General features: G+C 39.1%; 17 protein-coding genes. 11 read left to right on the top strand and 6 right to left on the bottom strand.

Annotation, left to right across the window (positions count from 1 at the left end; translation table 11 throughout):
• The first annotated feature begins 89 nt into the window (after positions 1-89).
• From GQR38_RS06760 to GQR38_RS06735, 6 genes are all read left to right on the top strand, one after another.
• Entirely contained in the window at positions 90-752 is a 663-nt protein-coding gene (locus GQR38_RS06760; RefSeq protein ID WP_101163688.1) for a methylamine utilization protein, read from the top strand.
• Positions 745-3,060 carry an EAL domain-containing protein gene (locus GQR38_RS06755; RefSeq protein ID WP_165722143.1) on the top strand — a complete coding sequence of 772 codons (2,316 nt, stop codon included), beginning with the start codon at positions 745-747 and terminating at the stop codon, positions 3,058-3,060. The genes GQR38_RS06760 and GQR38_RS06755 overlap by 8 nt, the downstream gene beginning before the upstream one ends.
• Positions 3,047-3,880, top strand: coding sequence for a DUF3034 family protein (locus GQR38_RS06750; protein WP_007581959.1), 834 nt, complete (start codon positions 3,047-3,049; stop codon positions 3,878-3,880). Before GQR38_RS06755 ends, GQR38_RS06750 begins: the two co-directional genes overlap by 14 nt.
• Positions 3,880-4,299, top strand: coding sequence for a group 1 truncated hemoglobin (locus GQR38_RS06745; RefSeq protein WP_007581961.1), 420 nt, complete (start codon positions 3,880-3,882; stop codon positions 4,297-4,299). Before GQR38_RS06750 ends, GQR38_RS06745 begins: the two co-directional genes overlap by 1 nt.
• 177 nt (positions 4,300-4,476) lie before the next feature.
• On the top strand, positions 4,477-5,571 hold the full coding sequence (locus GQR38_RS06740) for a capsular polysaccharide biosynthesis protein (protein ID WP_007581963.1): 1,095 nt from the start codon (positions 4,477-4,479) through the stop codon (positions 5,569-5,571).
• A complete protein-coding gene (locus GQR38_RS06735; protein ID WP_165722142.1) occupies positions 5,571-6,404 on the top strand; it encodes a sulfurtransferase in 834 nt (277 codons plus the stop codon). Before GQR38_RS06740 ends, GQR38_RS06735 begins: the two co-directional genes overlap by 1 nt.
• 305 nt (positions 6,405-6,709) lie before the next feature.
• On the opposite strand, the gene GQR38_RS06730 is transcribed toward GQR38_RS06735, so the two are convergent.
• Positions 6,710-7,069, bottom strand: coding sequence for a DUF5522 domain-containing protein (locus tag GQR38_RS06730; RefSeq protein WP_010553312.1), 360 nt, complete (start codon positions 7,067-7,069; stop codon positions 6,710-6,712).
• A gap of 43 nt (positions 7,070-7,112) precedes the next feature.
• On the opposite strand from GQR38_RS06730, the gene GQR38_RS06725 reads away from it, so the two are divergent.
• A complete protein-coding gene (locus GQR38_RS06725) occupies positions 7,113-7,439 on the top strand; it encodes a hypothetical protein (RefSeq protein WP_165722141.1) in 327 nt (108 codons plus the stop codon).
• Between the two features lie 185 nt (positions 7,440-7,624).
• Here GQR38_RS06725 and GQR38_RS06720 read toward each other — a convergent pair whose 3' ends face one another.
• Positions 7,625-8,593, bottom strand: coding sequence for a class 1 fructose-bisphosphatase (locus GQR38_RS06720; RefSeq protein ID WP_010553311.1), 969 nt, complete (start codon positions 8,591-8,593; stop codon positions 7,625-7,627).
• Between the two features lie 154 nt (positions 8,594-8,747).
• Between GQR38_RS06720 and GQR38_RS06715 the strand changes: the two genes are divergently transcribed.
• A complete protein-coding gene (locus GQR38_RS06715) occupies positions 8,748-11,177 on the top strand; it encodes a zinc-dependent metalloprotease (RefSeq protein ID WP_165722140.1) in 2,430 nt (809 codons plus the stop codon).
• Positions 11,178-11,275: 98 nt separating this feature from the next.
• On the opposite strand, the gene GQR38_RS06710 is transcribed toward GQR38_RS06715, so the two are convergent.
• Together GQR38_RS06710 and rapA are read right to left on the bottom strand one after the other, a co-directional pair.
• The gene (locus tag GQR38_RS06710) at positions 11,276-12,049 is read right to left on the bottom strand and encodes a YggN family protein (protein WP_007581974.1); all 774 of its coding nucleotides are present in this window, start codon (positions 12,047-12,049) and stop codon (positions 11,276-11,278) included.
• A gap of 335 nt (positions 12,050-12,384) precedes the next feature.
• Positions 12,385-15,279 (bottom strand): RNA polymerase-associated protein RapA, encoded by a 2,895-nt coding sequence (gene rapA / locus GQR38_RS06705; protein ID WP_165722139.1) that lies wholly within the window; start codon positions 15,277-15,279, stop codon positions 12,385-12,387.
• Positions 15,280-15,584: 305 nt separating this feature from the next.
• Here rapA and GQR38_RS06700 point away from each other — a divergent pair, with 305 nt between their 5' ends.
• Genes GQR38_RS06700 through GQR38_RS06690 form a run of 3 tightly spaced genes read left to right on the top strand, consistent with a single transcriptional unit; the run spans position 15,585 to position 21,726 of the window.
• Entirely contained in the window at positions 15,585-16,982 is a 1,398-nt protein-coding gene (locus GQR38_RS06700; RefSeq protein WP_101216016.1) for a PhoH family protein, read from the top strand.
• Between the two features lie 51 nt (positions 16,983-17,033).
• Entirely contained in the window at positions 17,034-20,843 is a 3,810-nt protein-coding gene (locus GQR38_RS06695; protein WP_206006080.1) for an ATP-binding protein, read from the top strand.
• Complete coding sequence (locus GQR38_RS06690) at positions 20,827-21,726, top strand: diguanylate cyclase (RefSeq protein WP_007581985.1); 900 nt, start codon at positions 20,827-20,829, stop codon at positions 21,724-21,726. Before GQR38_RS06695 ends, GQR38_RS06690 begins: the two co-directional genes overlap by 17 nt.
• 66 nt (positions 21,727-21,792) lie before the next feature.
• Here the strand turns inward: GQR38_RS06690 and GQR38_RS06685 are convergent, their stop codons facing one another.
• Positions 21,793-22,173 (bottom strand): DUF3192 domain-containing protein, encoded by a 381-nt coding sequence (locus tag GQR38_RS06685; protein ID WP_024590666.1) that lies wholly within the window; start codon positions 22,171-22,173, stop codon positions 21,793-21,795.
• A gap of 185 nt (positions 22,174-22,358) precedes the next feature.
• A complete protein-coding gene (locus GQR38_RS06680; RefSeq protein WP_007586942.1) occupies positions 22,359-23,303 on the bottom strand; it encodes a D-2-hydroxyacid dehydrogenase in 945 nt (314 codons plus the stop codon).
• Positions 23,304-23,610: the final 307 nt, after the last annotated feature.

Genomic DNA, 23,610 nt, shown 5'->3' with positions numbered 1-23,610 from the left:
GTCTTTATTTTTAGTTACTGGGCTATAATTCTTGCAATTAGTGCTCGTCTCTAATTAACTTAACCTAACATTAATATTTAGGTGTTGTTATGTTTGAGCGGGCATTTCAAAAGTTTGCTAAAAGTCATTACTTTTTAGCTATAGGTTTGTTTTTTAGTCAGTTTGCTTTAAGTGCGAATATTGAATTAGTAATAGAAGATCAACACGGCCAAAAGTTATCAGGTGCAGTGGTTGAGCTTAATATTGCTGACAAACAAGCCACACCATCAAATTTGCCCATTGCTATAATGGATCAAGTCCATAAGCAGTTTTTACCCGAATTATTAGTTGTACAACAGGGTCAAAAAGTTAACTTTCCTAACAGCGATAATATTCGCCATCATGTTTATTCTTTTTCACAAGCTAAGCCTTTTCAACTAAGATTATATTCAGGACAACCAAAAGAGCCCATTACGTTTGAGCAACAAGGGGTTGTTGTTTTAGGGTGTAATATTCATGACTCTATGGTTGGCTATATCTATGTAGCGAGTAGTGAATCCGTATATAAAACAGATAAAAAAGGCTATGTTAGTTTGCCTATTAATACGCTGCCTGCACAAGTGAGTGTGTGGCACCCTTTACAAACAGCGCCATTGGAGAATAAAAAAATGATAACAATTAATTCTCAAAAACAGTTACAGATAACAGTAAACACATCGACCCCAGCACCTAGAAATACCTTTGGTAGTAAGTTTAAGGCTGGTAATGACTAATAGTTTACGAAATCGCATAACCATTTTATGTGTTGGCTTAGTGTTATTAACCACTATGGTCAGCTTGTTTAGTTTTTGGTGGTCTACGAGTAAATTTCAAGAAGAAAAAGTAAATCAAGACATTACCGTAGCGCAAAATGTTTATAAGCAATATTTAAAATCAAAAGAAAGCCTACTACTAACCGCAGCAAAAGTACTCACCTCCGACTTTGGTTTTAAGCAAGCTGTAGCAACGCGAGATGCCGGGACAATAAGCAGTGTGTTGTTTAATCATAGTCAGCGTATTGATGCCGAATTAATGCTGTTACTTGATTTATCGGGTAAGCTAATTTCCGCCAATACTGACGAAGACGCTTTTGCACATAACTTAAAGCCGTTAATGGAAGAGCTTTTAAGTGCGCCAGAAGAGTCTAGTTTTGTGGTGCTAAATAACGAGCTTTACCAAATTATTTTATTACCCGTAAGAGCGCCACGTACAGTGGCATATAGTTTGGTGGGTTTTAAAATTGATGGCAATGTAGCCCATGAACTAAAAAGCTTAACAGGCATGGATGTAAGTTTTATAGGCAGCGCTGACGATATTGTTATTAGCTCATTAGCTAATCGCCCTGAGCAATTTGAACCTGTTAGCTATTTTAGTACCGTAACCACATCGCGTTTTTTTGGTGAGTATCTGGTGTATCGTAACCGAGATATAGATTTACCATCGTTGTTGACCCATCCTATAATTATTTTACTGAGCGCCGATTTAACACAAAGTTATAGTGACTTCGAAAAACTTCTTTTTACACTTATTATTTTAGCTATTTTAACTATGTTTGTAGGTGTTATTACGAGCAGCATATTTGCAAATAATTTAACTACGCCACTTACTCAACTAGCTGTAATAGCAAGGCAATTTGCACAAGGTAATTATGCTTTTGAATTTAAAGGGCGAAGGCAAAGTACCGAAATAGACACGCTAGTCGCAGCGTTTGATAGCATGGGTAATGATATTAATCAGCGCGAGCAACAAATTAGCTTTCAAGCCAGACACGACTCCCTAACAGGCTTTTATAACCGCTCAGCCATGCTTGAGGTGCTTGATGATGAGTTAGATTCATCAGCCGAGTACACGCTCGTTGCAATAGACATAAAAGGTCTTCGTCATATAAACGATAAGCTCGGTCCGCGCATTGGTGATGACTGCCTAAAGGCGGTTGCTTGCAGAATAAGTGAGTTTTCGGATGAGTTAGGGGGCTTTCATGCCCGTATTGGCGGCGATGAGTTTTTAACTGTTTTTCCGACGGCTGCAGCGCGTGAACACAAAAGCGGTATTGTTGGCTTAATGGCACAATTACAAGCGTGCTACACCATTCAAAAACTAAAAATTAATTTACGCTTTAGTGCGGGCATTGTGCAGTATCCTACACAAGGTATTGCAAGTGATGACTTAATGCGCCGTGTGCTAATTGCAGTTGAAAGTGCTGCAAACACACAAGAGAGCATACATTATTATCAAAATGGTGAAGACGAGGCGCACTTAGAGCGCTTAATAATGCTTGATGAATTAAAGCAGGCTATTAGTGATGACGATGGTCAATTGTTTATGACTTATCAGCCAAAATTACATTTGAAATCGCAAAAAATAGATAAAGTTGAGTCGCTTATTCGCTGGCAGCGAAAAGATGGTAGTTGGGTTAACCCCGAGCTGTTTATTGACTTAGCTGAGCAGTCGGGCCTTATTGTTGAGCTTACAGGGTGGGTTGTTAATACGGTTGTAGCACAAGTAGCGGATTGGCAGTCTAAAAATATAAACTTACAGGCTGCAATAAATGTATCTGCGCAAGATATAGCATTTCCGGGCTTTCATGCTGCATTAGTTCGTACGCTTAAAAAGTACAAAGTAGATCCTAAGCTGATTACTATTGAGCTTACTGAGCGCGATATGATCGAAAACGAAGAAAAAGGTATTAAAGCGCTCGAAAACCTAAAGGCAATTGGCGTTAAAATATCATTAGATGATTATGGTGTAGGGCAAACATCACTTGGTCGATTAAAAATGTTACCGATTGATGAGCTTAAGCTAGATAAGTGCTTTATCCTAAAACTTGATGAATCGCAAAAAGATCAATTTATAGTGCAATCATCAATTACGTTGGGGCATCAGCTAGGTTTCTCGGTTGTAGCTGAGGGGGTTGAAACACTTGGCTCATTAAATTTACTTAGAGGTATGCAGTGTGACCATGCACAAGGCTATTACTTAAGTAGGCCTTTAAAAGCAGAACTATTAGAAGAATGGCTGGAGGAATACTATGAAAAAAATTAAATACTTATTAGCAAGTTTGTTTTTAATAATTAGTGTACCGAGCATTGCAAGCAATGGAAAACTGCTAGCTACGCCGGGAGTTTCTCAAATTGAAGGCAGTGGCGGCGGTGGTATTGTACCGTGGGCACAACTTGCTGGGTACGCAAGTGATGACGAATTTTCGGTAAATGGCTTTTGTAGCCGCGCAGATGTAACCGACTACACACTTGACGTATGTGGTGCACAACTTAATTTATTTAATCGTGTTGAGCTCAGTTATGCCCAACAGCGCTTTGATGTACCAGCACTTGATGCTGAAATAGAGCAGTCAATTACAGGTGCTAAAATACGTTTATATGGCGATATTGTTTACAGTGATTGGCCACAACTTAGCTTAGGTATTCAGCATAAATCACTGGATGATGGCAGTATTGCAACACTTGTAGGCGCAGAAGATACTAGCGGCACTGACTACTACCTCGCTGCTAGTAAGTTACATTTGGGGGCTATTGCTGGTTATAACTGGTTTTGGAACGTAACTACACGATACAGCGAAGCTAATCAACTTGGTTTGCTTGGCTACGGTGGAGAAAATGGTAGTGGTAAAGTGCTATTTGAAGGCAGCACAGCACTATTTTTTAGTCGTGAAGTCGCCGTAGGTGTTGAGTATCGTCAAAAATCAAATAACTTAAACTTAGGCGAACAAGATTGGAAAGACTTATTTGTAGCATGGATGCCTAATAAGCACGTAAGTGTGACAGCGGCTTACCTTGATTTAGGAAGCATTGCAGGAGCTGACGATCAAACAGGTTGGTATTTATCGGTAACAGGGTATTGGTAATGAAAAGCGTTGGTATTTTTATAGTATGCGTAGGATTGCTTTGTAGTTGTGCTAGCTCAACACAATTATCGCTTTATCAAAAGCTCGATGGTAAAGCGGGGATAGGCAGAATTGTTGATAGCTTTATCTATCAAATAGGTAATGACGAGCAGATAATTCATTACTTTGAGCACAGCAATATAGCGTACTTTCGCCAAGGGTTTATTACTCATATGTGCATGCTAGTAGAAGGCCCATGTACATACGATGGCGACTCTATGGTGGCAATTCATACCGGTATGCATATTACAGAGAAAGATTTTAATCATGTTGTTGATTTGCTTATAAATGCAATGAATGAGCAAAACATTAGCCATAGTTTGCAAAACGATATTCTCTCTAGAATGGCACCACTTCGTGGTGAAATTATAAAAATGTAGCCATAAAGGCTTTAAAGTAATTATTAAGTAAAGGGAACCTTGCTTTGATGTCATTGTCCACTTAGAATTATTTCATAAAAACAATAATTGGCAAATATAGCTTGTATGGCTTACCTATTTATCTCTCGCAAAAATGTACACGCAAAATACTATAGAAAAATAATCAAAAAATTGTCGATGGATTGCCAATTACATATCATGGGAGCCCCTAAGCTTTCTGCTGTTAAGTATTTAAAAGATGCGTTTCAAGTTAATTTTACTGATGTAGTTAACTCTCAGCTAAAACGCAAAAGAGCACGTAATGCTATCTGGAATAGTCCTATTATTACTGCTGTTTACAGTGCTGGGTTAGTTTTATTTGAACGATTACGATACGCTAAGTATTTAGCCTTATTAACCGAGACTAATCCTGACTGCATTGTTATTTGGAACGGCAATAAACTTCCAAATACGACCGTTGCTATGGCTGCAAAAGCATTAGGTGTTAAGCAGTTTTATTATGAAAATGGTTTACTACCCGGTACAAGCAGTTTAGACCCTAATGGTATTAACTATAATGCGTCGTTAAGCCGTGACCCTTCTTTTTACCTAAATTTTGACCCACAAAATAAGCTAAACTTTTGTGCGCCGGATTTAATTCCAAGAGCTGATCATAAAAAGCGCTGTGAATTTGAATGCGCCGATGTGCCAGAACGCTATATATTTGCGCCTTTTCAAGTACCTCACGATACTCAATTAGCTAGCTTTTCTCCGTGGATAAACTCTATGGACATGTTTTACGACGAGGTGATTAAAGCGGTCAAAAGCTTAAACGATCCAAGTTTAAAAGTGGTTTTTAAAGAGCATCCGTCGTGGCATAAACATTACGCTCATCTTTATGAAAAAGATCCGATTGCAATTTTTGCTAATGGAAATCAAACAAGTGATTTGATTAAGTGCGCTGAAGCCGTATTAACGATTAATTCAACGGTCGGCTTAGAAGCATTGCTGCTCAATAAACGAGTTTTAACTCTTGGACAAGCCTGTTACAACATTGAGGGTTTGGTAAAGCATGCAAGCACTGCAGAGCAGCTAGCAGAGAATATGAACGAAGTAGTGCAGGGCTGGCAACCAAATACATTATTAAAGGATAAGTTTTTTAGCTTTATTGAACATGTATATTGTATTCCTGGCGTTTGGAAACACACTGAAGATAAACACATTAAAGCGATTGAAGCGCGTTTTACGGGTAATGACGAGTTTGCTAAGTATCATGGTGATAAGGAATCGTAGTGAAAAACCTAATTAGCTGTCAGCAATTACACGAGCAACTTAATAATCCTGCATTAGTGATATTTGATGCAGGTATGCTGCGCCCAGGTGTTTTGGGTACTTATTCGCCGCAAGCAATGCTGCCTAACGCTAAACGTTTTGACATAAAAAACGAATTGGCCGATAGATCAAATCCCTTACCAAGTATGGTATGCAGCGAGCAGCAGTTTACCCACATGATGCAAAATGCAGGTGTAAATAACGACTCGTTTATAGTTGTATACGAAGATGGCGGTTTATTTAGCGCAGCAAGAGCGTGGTGGATGTTTAAAGCTATGGGGCATCACAACGTAAAAATACTCAGTGGTGGCTTTAAAAAGTGGTTAGAGAGCGATTACGCCACACAACAAGGTTATAGCAAAGCGTCAGGTAAAGGTGATTTTACGGCAAACTATAACTCTGCGTATTTTATTAATAGCCAACAAGTGGTTGACGTAATCGATGAGCCTAACATTGTGTTGCTAGATGCACGTGCTTATAAGCGTTTTACAGGCGAAGAAAGTGAACCCCGAAAAGGTATGCGTAGCGGGCATATCCCAAATAGTCGCTCGTTACCTTTTATGAATTTACTCAATAAAGGTGAAGCAAAACCACTTACTGAAATTAAAGCGATATTTAATGACGTGGTTGATGATGCGCAGCAGCTACAATTTAGCTGTGGCTCAGGTATTACAGCCTGTGTTTTAGCGTTATTTGCTACCGAGTGTGGTTACAGTAATTTAAGCGTTTATGATGGTTCGTGGAGTGAGTGGGGCGCAAGTGATTCATTGCCCATCGCCACGGGAGAAAAGTAGACGTGTTGGATATGTAAAGCTTGCTCACGTTAAAAGCGCAGCGTCTCTAAACCTCTTTGTGAATAACAGTATTTAAAAATATTACTCACAAGGAGAAGTGAAAGAGAAGAAAATGAGAAGGTAAAAACCAGTGCTTACTCGTATTTGAATACTATTTTTATACAATCACTTACTCTAAAAGCGCAGCGCCTCTAAACCTCTTTGTGAATAACAGTACTTAAAAATATTACTCACATGGAGAAGTGAAAGAGAAGAAAATGAGAAGGTAAAAACCAATGTTTGCTCGTATTTGTATTAAATGGTTTTTACTTTCTAAAACCATAAGGGCAGTTTTTACAACCATTTTTGCAGCACGAACCACGCTTTAAAAAAAACCACTTACTAAAAATCATGTAACCACTTTGCATGCTGTAGTCGAGCCCTTCAATTAAATTGTCGTTACCTCTAAATTGCTTTGCAAAGTCTATTTGGGTTTTAATAGGTTGTGTATAAACACCCTCTAAAAAAGTATTTATTTTATTAAGCGTGCACTTGCGGCATAAACAACTTGTTGCTGTGATATCAAGCGGTAAAATAGCTGGCAGCTCATTGCACCAACACGCTGATATATCGTCTACATTACACGTTAGAGTACTGTGGCATTGAGTGCAGTTAAGTTGAGTCATTATAATTCTTTTTAGTAACAGTGAGCCAAGAATAACAAATATTATGAATACACAAAAAGCATTAGCTGAATTTATTACATTTGGTGAGCAAAGGGACGAAGCTATATCGGTTATCGTTTCAAGCCCTGCTGATAGCAATAAAACTCATTATACTCTCTCAACCGAGGTTTTAATCGATGTCCTTAAACGCTGTTTAAGTAACGAAATAAACTTAGATGATTTAGAGCTTTGGGCAAACGTAATTGAATCGCGAGATGACATTGATTGTGCAGAGCATGAAGGTTTTATTTATGCGCTCAGTAATAGCGAGCAAATGGGAGAGCTTAATCATCAAAAGCTTGCTCAAATAGTTGCGTTAGTAAAAATTTGATTTGTTTAAAAAGCGAGGTATAAAACCTCACCTACAATATATGCAACCCTGTAGGTGCGAATTTACTTCGCGCTCATGTAACGTGGCTTTGGTGTTTAGAAAGCGAGGTGTAATACCTCACCTACAAAAAAACCGCACTTCAATTGAATGCGGTTTTTTAAATTGAAGACAATCGTTTTAAGCGATTATTTATGATATCCCAAGCACGTTTCTACTTCGTTTTTAGAACCTAAAATAACGGCTACACGCTGGTGGATTGCATCAGGCTGAATATCCATAATACGTTCGGTACCGGTTGATGCGATACCGCCAGCTTGCTCTACTAACATAGCCATTGGGTTTGCTTCGTAAAGTAGGCGTAATTTATTTGGCTTTTTAGGATCTTTAGTGTCGGTAGGGTAAGTAAATAAACCACCACGGCTAAGTACACGATGCACATCGCCCACCATTGCTGCAATCCAGCGCATATTAAAGTTTTTAGCGCGCGGGCCTGTATCACCTGCTAGCAAATCATTGATATAGTTTTGCATAGCTGGTTGCCAATGGCGTTGGTTAGACGTATTAATGGCAAATTCGTTTGTATCAGCAGGAATATCAGCAAAATCTTGTGTAAGTAAAAAGCTGCCTTGTGTTTTATCAAGGGTAAACATACGCGTGCCTTTACCTGTAGTCAGCGCAAGCATTGTTGACGGGCCGTAAAGTACGTAACCTGCTGCAACTTGCTTATGACCTGGCTGCATAAAAATGCTTTCGTCAGCGGCGTCAGAACCTTCAGGCGCTTCCATAATGGAAAATATAGTACCGACAAGCGAGTTAATATCGGTATTTGACGAGCCATCGAGTGGATCAAATGCCACTATAAATTTAGCGTCTGGGTTACCTGCTACTGTGTAGTCTTCTTCTTCAGAGGCGATTGCTTTAACCGTACCTGATTCCAGTAAAATATCTTTTAACAGCTGATTAGATAATACATCGAGCTTTTTTTGAGTTTCACCTTGAATGTTTTCATCAAGGGTTGAGCCCAATACGCCAGAAAGCGCGCCTTGACCAACGCGAAACGAAATTTCTTTACATGCCGCTAAAATTGTTCGAATTAATGATAAAAGTTCTCTTGAACAACCATCTTCTAGTAATACTGGAGGGAGTCTACGCATTCTATTTTCCTGATAACGTGTTAAAACCAATCATAATGTGAGAGAGATTAGCTTAGAGCGCTGAAATTCGTCTTAAATAACTGTATTGTTTAAATAGCACCCTATAATGGGACCACCTAATCGTACTTAAAACACAAATAACAAAGATAAGATTATGAAAAAAATACCACTACTAAGTTACATATTCTTTACTGTGCTGTGCTCTATCATAACTCAAGCGCACGCAGCAATTAAGTCAATTGATGAATTTACTACGCAAATGAATCATTTTCCGGGCTATTATTCGTTTTTTTACGATACCCAAAACGGAAAAGTATATTTAAAAGTTGATAAGTTTGAACAGCAATTTTTACTGCAGCAAAGCTTGCCTTACGGTATTGGCTCTAACGACATAGGTCTTGATAGAGGTCAGCTTGGTAATACTCACCTTGTGCAGTTTGAGCGTTTTGGCGACAAAGTAATGCTGCGGGCTGTAAATACTTACTATCGTGCTAATACAAGTAACAAGGCTGAACAGCAAAGTATTAAAGAAGCGTTTGCATCAAGTATACTTGCTGGTTTTAAAGTGGTTGCAGAAGATAAAGCCACAGCACTTATTGATTACACGCCTTATTTATTAAGTGATGTACATGGCGTAAGTCGCAAGCTTGCTGCACGTAAGCAAGGGAGCTTTAGCCTTGATGAATCACGTAGTGCCGTTTATATGAATCGCTCAAAAGCATTTGTAAAAAACACCGAGCTTGAAGCTGTACTTACATTTAAAGGCACAAAACCAGGTGAATTTGTTCGCCAAGTAAGTGCCGACCCTTATGCGCTTACTGTTCATATGCATCATTCACTTATTCAATTACCAGATGATAACTACACGCCCCGTAAGTTTAATCCGCAATCAGGTTTTTGGAGTATAGAACATAAAGATTACGCAGCGCCGCTTGGTGAGTCACTGTACGTGCGTTATATACCGCGCCATCGTTTAACTAAAAAGGACTCAAGTTTACCTATTAGTGAGCCTGTTAAACCAATTGTTTATTACCTTGACCCTGGCGTTCCAGAGCCCGTTAAAAGCGCTTTGCTTGAAGGTGGAAAGTGGTGGAACGACGCATTTACTGCGGCAGGATATAAAAATGCATTTATAGTAAAAGTGCTGCCAAGTAGCGCCGACCCTATGGATATTCGTTACAACGTCATTCAATGGGTACACCGTGCAACGCGTGGTTGGTCATACGGTAGTTCGGTAATCGACCCACGTACAGGTGAAATACTTAAAGGGCACGTAACACTCGGCTCATTGCGTGTTCGCCAAGATATTTTAATAGCCGAAGCACTCGCTGCTCCTTATTTAAAAGGCAATGAAGTTGCTAAAAACTTGCAAGCAATGGCGCTTGATCGCATTCGCCAATTAAGCGCGCATGAAATTGGCCACACGTTAGGTATTGCTCATAACTTTGCGGCATCGGTAGGTGATAGAGCTTCTGTAATGGATTACCCACATCCGCTACTTAGTTTTAATGAACAAGGTAAGCTTGATGTAACGCGCGGGTATGCAACAGGCATGGGCGTTTGGGATACCCAAGTAATTAAATATGGCTATAGCGATTTTACTAACCAAGATGAAAGCGCAGAACTCGCTGCTATTTTAAAAGAGAACAAAGCCAAAGGCCTTGAGTTTATATCAGATAGTGATGCTCGTGCTAAAGGTGGCGCACATCCAACAGCTCATCTATGGGATAATGGGACTAATCCTTCTCAGGAGCTTTTACGAGTACTCAACGTGCGTAAAAAAGCGCTTTCGCAGTTTGGTATTAATAATATTAAAACGGGTGATTCATTATCGCAATTAGAGGAAAAACTAGTTCCGCTTTATCTGTTTCACCGTTTTCAGGTTGAGGCTGCGGTTAAGCTTATTGCCGGTGTTGATTACGAATACGAAACACGCGGTGACTCACCCGTAAAAGGCGCACAAGTCGTTAATAAAAAAACACAGCAAGAAGCAGTAAACGCTATTTTTGAAACGCTTAAGCCAAGTAACTTATTACTTCCTGAATCTGTGTTATCGCTAATTCCGCCAAAAGCATATGGCGAGTCTAAATCGCGCGAGAGCATAGTTGGGCGCACAGGGTTAACGCTCGATGCAATGGCATTACCCGAGGTTGCAGTGCAGCACAGCTTGTCGCTTTTATTAAATGCACAGCGTTTAAATCGCTTAGCGCAGCAACAAGCGCGTAGTAATGACTTTTATAGTTTAGATGAGTTACTTGAGGAGCTATATAGCCAAGTGTTTAACGTGTCATCACCTAATACAATGATAGGTAAAATCACTCAGCGCGTGCAATTTTTAACAGCAAAAGCTATGGCTGATTTAGTAGCAAGCGATAGTGCAAGTCCTGAAGTGCAAGCGCAGTTACGTTACTACCTAGTTAAGTTGAGTGAAGACTTTAACCAAAACTCAATGCTGAGCCATACAAGTACTGGCGAGAGTGCGTTTAAACAATATTTAGCTGAGCAAGTAAATCAGTTTTTAATTAAAGGGCAATGGCCAAACAACTTTAAAGTGCTGCCAATCCCACCGGGCTCACCAATTTAGAATAAAAAGTAGAAGCGCTTATTTTTAATCAATCATAAAGCAAAACACCGAGTATATTTATACTCGGTGTTATTTTATTCTAAAAACGAATACGTACACTAAGACTTTATTTGCACTAAATCGTAATCGGCCATACCAGGTACTATTGCCTGTAAGCGAGACTCGGTTACATCGAGTGCATTTAAACATTCGCAATACTCAGAAGCTTTAAGCTCTAATTGATGCGCCTTTTTTTGTAGCGACTTATCAATTTCTCTTGAGATAATATCCATGCGTTGGCCCATGTCGTTAATACGATCTTCTATATTACCTTCGCGCGATTTAAACGCATCTCCGAGTGATACCAAAATAGCACCTAACGATCCATGCACTGCAGAGTGAATTTGCTGGCTGATCTCTTTAGTAAAAAAATCATCTATTTGCGAAAGTGATTGAGGGGCTATAAAAAAGAAGTCATCGCCGCGCTTAAACTTATCCATTAGCGCGCGCTCTACATACTTTAGTTGTGTTTTTAGTACTTCAGGCTCTTTATCTGACATACCTTCAACTACGTGTTCAATAGCGCTTAAACCTAAGTTAACACCATCGGTAGCAAGGTTTACTAATTCGGGGACTGTGTGGCGAATACCATTACTAAACTGTTCGAGTACTTTGCTTTCGTCATCGCTTAAATCAACCCAATAACCGCGAATAAATAGTTGGTTATTGTTATTAATTTGTACACGAGTCTGGCCTTTATCTAATATGCGAATCGCATCGTCAGTAATAATTAAACCATGACGTAATTCAACATCGCATTGGGCTTGAGCAAAGACACTGCTGCTTGAGAGCGCTATGGACAACGCCAATATCGAACGAGATAGAAACGCCATAAACACCTCAAAAAGACTAAAATGGAAGGCGAGTAGGTTAACAAAAAAACAACTTTATGCAAGGGAAAATAAACCTATCAACTATCTCACACAATAGCTGTATAGAGCGCAGCTTGAGTTTTTAGATACGGCTATGTTGAGAAAAATAGATAGCACAACAAAGGACTTAGTATAAAGCTAAAGAGGTAGTGTTAGCTCACATCTAAATAAGAACACGTGGTTTTAAAAATGAAGTTTAAAAAGATACAGCTATTTAGTTAATTAAGCTTTTAATAGCTGACTCCAAATTTACTTTGGAGTCAGCTTAAAAGGCTAGCGGTTAAAAGCCAAAATCTCTAGTGTGAAACTACTATTAATCGAATTGCATCAAGTTGTAACTGCGTTTTTTCAATATACGTAGTTAGGTCGTTGCGTTGCTTATCGTAGAAGGTAATTTCTTCTTGGCGAATATTTGGGTTAATTTGCTTAAGGGCAACAAGTCGTTCTTGCTCTTCACTGAGTGACGTTTGCATTTTAACAAGCGACGCTGCGCGAATAACTTCAAGCTTTTCTTGTGCCATATCTTTAGCGGTAGTAATCATAGGGTGAACAGCGCTTTGTAGTGCACCTGCAAGTTTACTTGCTGTTTGGCGGCCAACGGCTGATAACTGCTGATTAAAGCCTTCAAATGCCACATTCTCACCTAAATTATTACCTGCTTTATCTAGCAATATACGAATTGGTGTAGGCGGTAAAAAGCGACCAACTTGTAATACTTTTGGTGCCATTGCTTCTGCAACAAAAATAAGCTCAACAAAAAAGGTACCAGGCGGTAACTTTTTGTTTTTAAGCAATGCAACCGATGCGCTACCAAAGTCGTCGTCACAAATCATATCCATGGTGCCTTGCACCATTGGGTGATCCCAACTAACAAAGTGCACGTCTTCTTGCGAAAGCGCCGTGTCGCGATCAAAGGTAACGGTCATACCGTCTTCTTTAAGCGATGGGAATGATGGGTTTAACATATGTTCAGTCGGCTTTAAGATAATGGTATTTTCGCCTTTATCTTCTTGGCTTACGCCAAATGTGTCGAACACGTTGATCATGTAACTTGGTAATTCAAACTGATTATCGAGTTTTTCGATTTCAGCTACAAGTGAATCTGCAGCACCTTGACCCGATGAATGTAGCTCTAGTAAACGATCTCGTCCGCTTTCCATTTTTTTACGCAGTACTGCATTTTGCTGTGCTACTTGCTCAAGTAATGGATCGAGCTCGTCTTCATCGCAGTTATGCGCAGAAATATATTCAAGTAGATCATCACGGAACTCTTTATAAAGCATTTGGCCTGTTGACGAGGTAGATTCGAATGCATCTAGACCTTCGTTGTACCAACGTAGCAATACTTCTTGAGCGGTGTTTTCAAAATATGGCACATGAATGTTCACATCTTGCGTTTGACCTATACGGTCTAATCGACCAATACGCTGCTCTAGTAAATCTGGGTTCAATGGTAAATCAAACAACACTAAGTGATGCGAGAACTGGAAGTTACGACCTTCTGAGCCAATTTCTGAACACAATAATATTTGTGCATTATCGTACTCGTCTGCAAAAAATGCAGCAGCACGGTCACGTTCAATAATAGACATACCTTCGTGGAATACCGATGCTTTAATTGCTTCGCGTTCACGCAGTATTTGCTCAAGACTGATAGCTGTTTCAGCTTTAGCACATATAAGTAGTACTTTTTCGCGCTTAAGCGTTTTAAGTGTTTCGATTAACCAATCTACACGTGGGTCAAATAAACCCCAGCTTGCGCTTTCGCCTTCAAACTCTTGAAATATTTTTTCAGGGAAAAGAGCACGGTGTGCACTTAGTTCAGGGTTTTTAATGCCGCCCATATTACCGAGAACCGACATAGCGGTTTTATATTGTTTTGGCAATGCCATTGGGTAGGCGTGTAATTTACGACTTGGGTAGCCATCAATGCCGCTGCGGCTATTTCTGAATAATATACGACCTGTGCCGTGGCGATCGAGCAGCATGTTAAGTATTTCTTTACGTGCTGGTAAATCACCTTGCTGTGCTTTTTCAAGAATATCAGTAATATCGGTTTCTTTTAATAGCTCAATTAGCGTGGCTTTGGCTGTGTCGTCTAGCCCTTGCTCTTGCAGTAATTGATTTGCAGCTTCAGCAACGTCTTTATAATTTGCTTCTTCTTCTTTAAACACGTCGTAGTCGTAAAAACGATCTGGGTCGAGTAACTGTAAACGTGCAAAGTGGCTGCTGTGACCAAGTTGGTCAGGCGTTGCGGTAAGTAAAATAAGGCCAGGAATATCTTGGCTAAGCTCTGCCATACGTTGATACTCTGAGCTTGGCTTGCCGTTATTTATACTTAGGTGATGGGCTTCATCTATAACTAGTAAATCCCAATCAGCAAGCGTTGCTTGTTCAAACCAGCGTTTTTTCTTGGTTAAAAACTCAAGACTGGTAAGTACCAATTGCTCTGTATCAAACACGTTTGGTGAATCTGCAAACGCTTCGTCGCAACGTTCTTCATCAAAAATAGAAAAGTGTAAGTTAAAGCGGCGTAGCATTTCTACTAACCATTGGTGTTGTAGGTTTTCTGGTACAACTATTAATACGCGACTTGCACGACCACTAATAATTTGTTGGTGTAAAATCATGCCCGCTTCAATTGTTTTACCAAGGCCTACTTCATCTGATAAAAGTACGCGTGGTGCAAAACGTTTACCCACTTCTTGGGCAATATAAAGCTGGTGCGGAATAAGATTAGCACGCTGACCAATTAAGCCTTTAATAGGCGATTGTTCACGTTCAAATTTATGTAACCACGTTTGGTAGCGAAGTGTATAGCGATCAAAACGATCGACTTGGCCCGCAAATAAACGATCTTGTGGTTTATTAAACTTAATAAAATGATCTAAAAAGGTTTCTTTAAGCTTGGCAGTTTCGCCGTTATCAACACGGGTGCCGTGATAACACAGTAACTCGCCTTGTACTTCAATAGACTCTACTTCTAATTCCCATTCTTCAACGCTTTTGATCACATCGCCAGGATTAAATGCCACACGGGTAACAGGTGCTTCTGCCGAAGAATAAACACGGCTCTCACCACTGGCAGGAAATAATATGCTGACCTGACGGCCTTCAATGGCAACAACGGTGCCTAATCCTAAATCTGACTCTGTATCACTGATCCAACGCTGACCTAAGGAAAAATTCATGTATGTCTCGTCTATGATGAAAAAGGCGGCTATGTTACCTGTAAGCTAACACCACTGCAAGGCGCTATTTGGCTCACTTTTAATTAATTTTGTAAGTGTTAATTATTACTATTAAAACAACTTGTTTATGACTCTTTTTTAGGTAAATCAAAACTAATTACAGTTTGTAATAAAACGGACTTTTATGACAAATAGACTAAACTTACATTATGCCTTGGCAATTAAGTATTGCAGGTTTAAGTTTTGCCCGTTTTACTTAGTTATTTTGGTATAGCATAAAAATCATAAAACGTAAGGAAAGTGCTATGGAAAAAGCTTCGAACCTTGAAAGTAAAATGTATGTGCTAGATACCAACGTACTACTTCACGAACCCCTCGCTTATTTGTCTTTTCAAGAACATGACGTTGTAATTCCGATGACAGTGCTTGAAGAGCTTGACCACATAAAAGACAGAAAACACGACGTAAGCCGCGATGCGCGCGTCGCTATTCGTGGATTAGATGAAGTACTTAAAAATGCAACGCCCGAGCAAATGCTACAAGGCGTGGCGCTGCCGAGTAACAAAAAGGCAAAAGCGAGCTCTGCAGGTACCCTCATTATTGTAAACGACCATTTATTTGCCGACTCCATTTCTGGTTTGCCTGGTAACGAAAACGACCATCGTATTATTAATTGCGCCGTGTATTTACAAAAGCAGCACAGTGATTCAAAAGTTATATTAGTAACAAAAGACATAAACATGCGTTTAAAGGCCAAAGGCGCAGGGCTTAAATATGTTGAGGATTACCGTACCGATCAACTTATTGACGATATAAGCTTACTCACTAGTGGTTATAAAAAAATTGAAGGTGATTTTTGGGACCATGTAGGGGAATGTAATACGCAGCAACACGGACGAGATACCTTTCATCATGTGCCTAAAAACTTAATACCTGATGTATTTTGTAATGAATATTTACTTGATGGAGGGGATCAGTTTGCGGCGCGTGTTAAATCGTACGATGACGAGCACATAACGCTAAAAGATATTGGTGTTGAGCGTTTAATGCATCAACAAGCATGGGGCGTTAAGCCCAAAAATATTTATCAGGGAATGGCGCTTGATGCGCTGCTCGATACAAGTATTGAACTTGTTATTTTAACCGGCCCTGCGGGGTGTGGTAAAACCTTGTTAGCGCTTGCCAGCGCCCTTGAAATGGTCATCGAAAAAGGTATTTACGATAAAGTAATAGTTACCCGTAATACGCCAGAAATAGCAGAGTCCATTGGCTTTTTACCCGGCACCGAAGAGGAAAAAATGGCGCCATGGCTTGCAGCCATTACCGATACGCTGGAGGTATTGCACAAAGGCGACGAAAATCCGATATCAAGCCGAAACTACATTATGGAGAAGGCTAATGTTCAGTTTAAATCGGTTAACTTTATGCGTGGGCGTAGTATTCAAAATGCGGTGGTCATTTTAGATGAGAGCCAAAATTTAACTGCATCTCAACTTAAAACGATTATTACTCGCTGCGGCGAAGGTACTAAATTAATTTGTACGGGTAACTTGGCGCAAATAGATAGTAACTATTTAACGCCAGTAACATCGGGCTTAACGTACATAGTAGAGCGCTTTAAAAACTTTGAGGGCAGCGCAACTATAAACCTCAACGGTGTTGTACGTAGTCGCTTAGCGTCATTTGCAGAAGAAAATTTATAACTTGCGCTTAACAAATTGGCTCGATAGTCTATCGATTGATTTTCGAGCCAAATGGCAGGCAGTACATTGAATTTTTTACCTCTGAAGCATTATTATCGTTCATTATTTATTGCGCTTTTAGTGCCATTGATTGTCGCTTTTTTACTGTGCTTGCACTTATATAATATAAAGCTTGAGCGGGCGGTTGAAAAACGCGAAGCCGATTTTACGAATGTTTCAGCACAGGTTACTCACGGGATGGAGTCGGTGAGTAATCTACTCACCACCATGTTTAGCTTATACGAACAAACGACCTATCCAAAAGTAAACCAAAGCTTACTTGAGGGCATAAATCAATATGATGGTTACTATTACCGTCACTTTAGTGAGCAAGGCACTGAAATTGTAGGTAAGGGGGAGTTTGCGTTATCTACTAAGGCATTAGTACAGTGGCAGCAGGCTATTACATTAGGGCCTTCGTTTAATACAACGCTTGCATTAATGCAGTCGTTGTCTGGTGTAGCATATGTTGATAATAATGGCTTTGCTTATGTAAGCAGGCGTAACAAAAGCCAAAGTTTAATGCTTACTGAAATCCTAAATGGAAAATTTAAGCCAAAATTTGCACCAAACAAACTTACTTCAAGTCCTATTGTTAAAGTGAATGATAAATCGTATTTTGCTATTGGCCGACAACGAAGCACCGGCTCAGCCGATTACATTATTTTGATTTATGATGTTCAGGCAATTTCTGGGTGGTTAAAAAAGGTTTCACCGAACAGTGGTGAATACGTTTTTATGAACCAATCACATCAAGTTATCGCCAGCTCTAAACAGTTAATAGAGCAAGCAACAGCATTAAAAAATTATTGGCCTGATTTGGCCCAGCACCATAGTAAAAAAACAGTCTTAACTAGTGATAGTAATTACTTTATGCAGCCAATGGATGAGTTACCTATTCACGCAGCATTTTACGAGCACAAACCCCAACTAATCAGCCCAATTAAGTATGAAATACTATTAGAGTTTGCATTTTTAACGCTATTTTTAAGTATTATGTTTGGCGTGTTTTTTTGGTTAAGTCAGCGCATTTTTATTAAGCCAATGACTCACTTAATGTCGTACCTAGAGAGTAACGGTACACAGCAAGAAGTGCAGCTCGATTATAAAGTACCGCTGAGCTGGCAGCCTTGGTTTTCTAAAGTGAAGCGGGTATTTACTAAAAACAAACAGTTAGTAGATTCATTACAAAGTGCAAATAAAGCGCTGGACGACCAAGTTCAGCTGCAATCAGAAAAACTAAGCCGCAGTTACGAAGCAAAAGAGCGCCACTTGGCTTTGCTCAACACTATGCTAAACAGTGTGCCAGATCTTATTTATTTTAAAAATATTGATGGATCATTCTTAGGATGCAATAAAGCATTTGAGGCGTACATCGGTAAAGATCAAACTGCATTAGTCGGTAAATATGTAGATGATTTAGGTGATAACGATCAACAAATAAATGCGCTTGAAAAACAAGTATTACAAAATAGAAACAGTGTTGAACAGCGAATAGAAACCGATAAAAAAACGTATCAACTTACTATTGCACCTTTTTATAACGAGCACCAACATCTGTTGGGGACTATGGGTATTGGTCGCGATATTACCGAACAGCAACAAGCATTATTGGCCTTAAAAGCATCAGAATCTAAATTTAGAAGTGCGATTGAATTTGCGGCTAACTGCGTGGTTTTACTCTCGCTTGAGCACACAATATTACAAGTAAATAAAGCGGCAAGAAAGCAGTTTTCTGAACAGCCAGTACTGGTTGGTGAGCAGTTAAAAGCATTGTTTGACGATACTCAATGGCAGCAAATAAAAAGCACTTTAGCGCAATTGCTAGATGACAAAAAACGCGTATACCACTTAACGCTTGCTCAAGGGCGCTTAACAAGTTGGTTGCAACTGAGTGTATCGCTTGTATGGGATGAAAACCGCGACCCAGCTTATTACGTTATTCACATTCAGGATGTGAGCGCATTAACTAAATCAAAACTAGATGCCGAACGAGCAACTTTAGCTAAAAGTCGTTTTATAGCCAATTTAAGTCATGAAATACGCACTCCTCTTAATGCTGTTTTAGGGCTGCTTGATATGCTTATTGAGCAAGGATTAACGCAAAAGCAATTACAACAAACGGATCAAGCTAAGCATGCAGCACAAAGCTTGTTGCTAATGCTCAATAGAATGCTTGATTTTGCACGCATAGAAAGTTCGCAAACCGATTTAAAACAAGCATCTTTTAGTATGGTTGAGCTGGTGGATATTTGTGAAAGTTTAACGGCTCCATTGTGCGAAGGAAAAGGTATTGAATTTGTTATTGATATTGACCCGTTAATAGCGCCTGATTTGATATGCGACAGTATTCGCTTACAGCAAATATTAGGTAATTTATTAACAAATGCTGTTAAGTTTACAAAAACAGGTTCTATCACTTTAAAAATGGAACTTATTGAAAGCGATAGCCTAGAGCAACAGCATATTTGCTTTAAAGTAATTGATACCGGTATGGGCATAGATGAAGCCGATCAGAGGCGTTTATTTGACGCCTTTACGCAAGGTGATGAGTCTTCAACACGTATACATCATGGTGTTGGGTTAGGTTTAGCGATTGTTAAACATGCGGTGTCATTAATGGGAGGGGAGATTGCTTTAAAGAGTAAAAAAGGTCATGGCTGTGAGTTTTACTTCAGCGTTAGTTTTTTGGTTGATACCACTAAAAATACGATGTTACCGACTAATACATTGGCTATTTTATCGGATCAAAGTAAAGAGCTTAAGCAAGTAACAAATGCTTATACAGAGCTTGCTAATATTAATTTAGATGAAGTACTCAAATACCCAATTAAGCTCTCTAATACTCAGCAAATAATAATCGATGCGGCCGATTTACCTGCACTTTTAAATGTTGAAGCAATTAATGATTCGTTATCAGCTAAAGAAACATCGGTAATTATTATTAATCATCAGCACACACTTAATTTACCAACAAGTGAGCATTTAGCTGCGCATCACGTTAAAGCCTCTGCATTGGGACAAAGGCTATTTAGCTTGAACTCTCAGCAACAGCCTAAAGCTAGTACCAATGCCGTAATATATAATACTGCTGAAACTAAAGTTGATATATCGGGTCTACTTGTATTAGCCATTGATGATAATCAACTTAATTTAGAAATAATTAGCAGTGTATTACGTCAAGCAAACGTAAGTGTTGTTACCGCTTTAAGCGCATCTATCGGCATGGAATTATTGCAAGTTTTAAAGCCTGACTTAATATTGATGGATGTGCAAATGCCGCAAATAGATGGCTGCCAAGCTACGGCATTAATTCGTCAACAGTTTGACGCAAAGCAACTGCCTATTTTTGCTTTAACGGCTCATTGTGAACCCGCTGATATTGAACGTTCTTTAAAGTGCGGTATGAATAAGCATTTAACTAAACCGGTTGTTGCTAAGGTACTTATTGATGCAATTGCCGATTTAAACTTAGTTAAACCAAGCTTTTTTGAAAAATCATTCGCATTAACGCAGTTTAGTATGGATGAAAAGCTCCTCAATACAATGATTGGTAAATTTGCTAATTTATGCGAAACCCAGCTATTGCAAATAGAAGAAACAACCAATAAGGATGATTTGGTACGCTTAGTGCATAGTATAAAAGGTGTAGCAGGTAATTTAGGCTTTAGACGATTGTCTCACTGCGCTTTATTGTGTGAAAGAACACTTAAAACAACTAACAAGCCTGTTGAAATAACACTGAAAGAGCTTATTATGCAGTTAGAACAGGTAATTGTTTTTATAAAAGGGGTAGGGGCTAGGGATGTCGAAAAGAGCTAAAGTACTTATTGTAGATGATGATCCAATCAACAGATTAGTACTTGAAAAAACACTTAAAGTAGAACACGACGTATTCTTAGTTGAAAGTGGTGAAAAAGCACTGACCTTTGTAAAAACTGCGCAAGTTGATTTAATTATCCTTGATGTGATTATGCCAGGAATTGACGGCTATGAAGTGCTTGTGCAACTTAAAGAAAATCCGATAACTCAATCGATCCCCGTTATATTTATATCAGCTAATCGTAGCCATGATGACGAAGCTAAGGGCCTAGAGCTCGGTGCTATGGATTATATCACCAAGCCATTTAGCCCTTCTATTGTGCGTGTTAGGGTCCGTAACCAATTACTTATAAAGCAAAAAAATGATCTGCTAGAGATGTTAGCCTCAATCGACGGCTTAACTGAAATCCCAAATAGACGCTACCTAGACGAAAACTTAGCTCGTGAATGGCGCCGAAGTAAACGCAGTGGCACCCCGCTATCGGTGTTACTTATGGATATAGACCACTTTAAGCGTTACAACGATTGCTACGGACATCGTGCTGGCGATGAATGTTTAAAGGATGTTGCACAAGCACTCGCAGCTCAATGTGAACGTGGTAGTGACTTTATAGCTCGTTATGGTGGTGAAGAATTTGCAGCTGTATTACCTGGAATGAATAGGCATGAAGCTATGGAGTTTGCTAACAAATTACGCAATGCTGTAAATGCTTTGAATATAGAACATAAAGGCTCATTAAATGCAGACCACATCACTATTAGTATAGGTATCGCCACCACTCAAAGTGGTAAAGTGTATGCTGAGCAAGCGTTATTAGAAGAGGCCGATTTAGGCCTATATGCCGCTAAAGATGCAGGGCGAGATAGAATAGTTGCACTCTAAAAACTTAATATACAAAAACGCCAATATTCATATATTGGCGTTTTTGTATATTAAGTTTTTTATTGGTTACTGCGTGATCATACCTAAAGCGGTTTCACCAATGCCCACTAACTTATCATTTTTAAATACAAGTGGCGTACATTCATCTTTCGTTGTTTTAGAATCTGAATGCTTGCTATGAGTTACATAAAAAAGTACTTGGTATACATCGTCATCTTTTTTTAATAGCTCTGTGAAATTAGGCGTTTTTAATTGCGTTAAAACAGATTGATAACTGCTATCCATTTTTAGCTCTGATATAGCTTCACGATTATTTTTATGTTGTGCTTGCCAGCTTGATGAGTTTTTCCCTGCCCAATGAGTCTCAGCTTCACCATCTGATACGGCAATAACACAGCCTGTTAAAAATGGAGCGATTAAAGCGGCTGCTAAAAGTGATTTTTTCATTTTTATTTACCTTAATAAGATTTTTAATTGGTTATTAGCTGTATTAAAGCAAAGAGTAGACCATATTTATAAGTTGTTATTAATCAGTTTGTTAAGTGGGTTAAGCTGTTTTTATCTAATAAAATATTAAATGTATTAGTAAAAACAGCCATTTTTTAGCTTATTTGATTACTACAATAAAATCACTACACCAAGCGGTTGCGTGATTCGCCTTTATTAAATGCAGCAATATTTAAACTTACTTCATTAATTAAACGCACAATAGATTCGGTGCTTGCCCATGCTATATGTGGAGTAAGTAAAAGGTTATTACCTTTGTAATTAGCAAGTGGGTTTGAAAGCTCAGCTGGTTCTTTAGTTAGTACATCAACACCGGCTCCAGCAATTAGGTTTTGCTCAAGCGCTGTAGCTAAGTCGGATTCGTTAATAATTCCACCACGTGCTGTATTAATAATTATAGCGCTTGGCTTCATCATTTTAAGCTCATTAAGTGCAATTAAATCACGTGTTTCATCTGTTAGCGGACAGTGTACGCTGATTATATCGGCTGTTTTAATGACGTCTTCAAAAGGCGTACGACCGTCGCGACATTTAACACCTTTGCGCTCTGCAACAATAACATTTGCGCCAAATGCCTCAGCCACTTTAGCAACGCCTTTACCTAGCGTACCACCGCCTATAATGGCAAATGTTTTACCTTGTAAGTCGTTAAAGCTGTAATCGAGTATGCAAAACATTTCACTTTTTTGCCACGCGCCTTGCTGGCAATCCGCCTGATAGCGGTGGGTGTTACCCAGTAAGTTAGTAATTAAAGAAAACGTATGTTGAACAACAGAAGGTGTTGAATAGCCAGCTACATTAGTTACGGCAATACCAAATTCTTTAGCGGCTTCTAGATCAACATTATTAGTACCAGTTGCACTTACACAAATTAATTTAAGCTGTGTAAGTTTGCTAATAGTGTCGCGATTTAAAACGGCTTTATTAGTGATTAATACATCAGCACCTTGGCAATGTTCAATAACTTGCTCTGGGCTAGTAAGTTCATAAGTCGTTAATTTACCAAGTTGTTCAATACCAGTAAGAGACGTTTTAGCTAACGTTGCGTTATCAAGAATAGTAATGTTCATTATGAGCCCTAAAATAAGTGGATCTGAAAGAGTTAAAATCGTAAAAAGATGCCTACGATCCATCAAAAATCTAAAATACGAGCTTAAGGTACTACGAAAGAAAGGCTTTGTTAATGGTATTACTACCAAATGATTAGAGGGCTTTGTATTAGTGGTCTGCCCACTAGCAGATTGAGAACATGGTATTTTGCTAGACTGATCAGATTTTTGCACTTTTAAGCAAGCTCATGGTCATAGAAGGTAATTAAACTCGGCTTTAAAGCAAGTTGCTAAAAATAAAAATCGTTTTTTGGTTATTTCGCATTTT

The sequence above is a fragment of the Pseudoalteromonas sp. c7(2019) genome (genome assembly GCF_011378625.1).
Lineage (GTDB): Bacteria > Pseudomonadota > Gammaproteobacteria > Enterobacterales > Alteromonadaceae > Pseudoalteromonas > Pseudoalteromonas arctica.
This window is presented reverse-complemented; position numbering and strand designations above follow the sequence as displayed.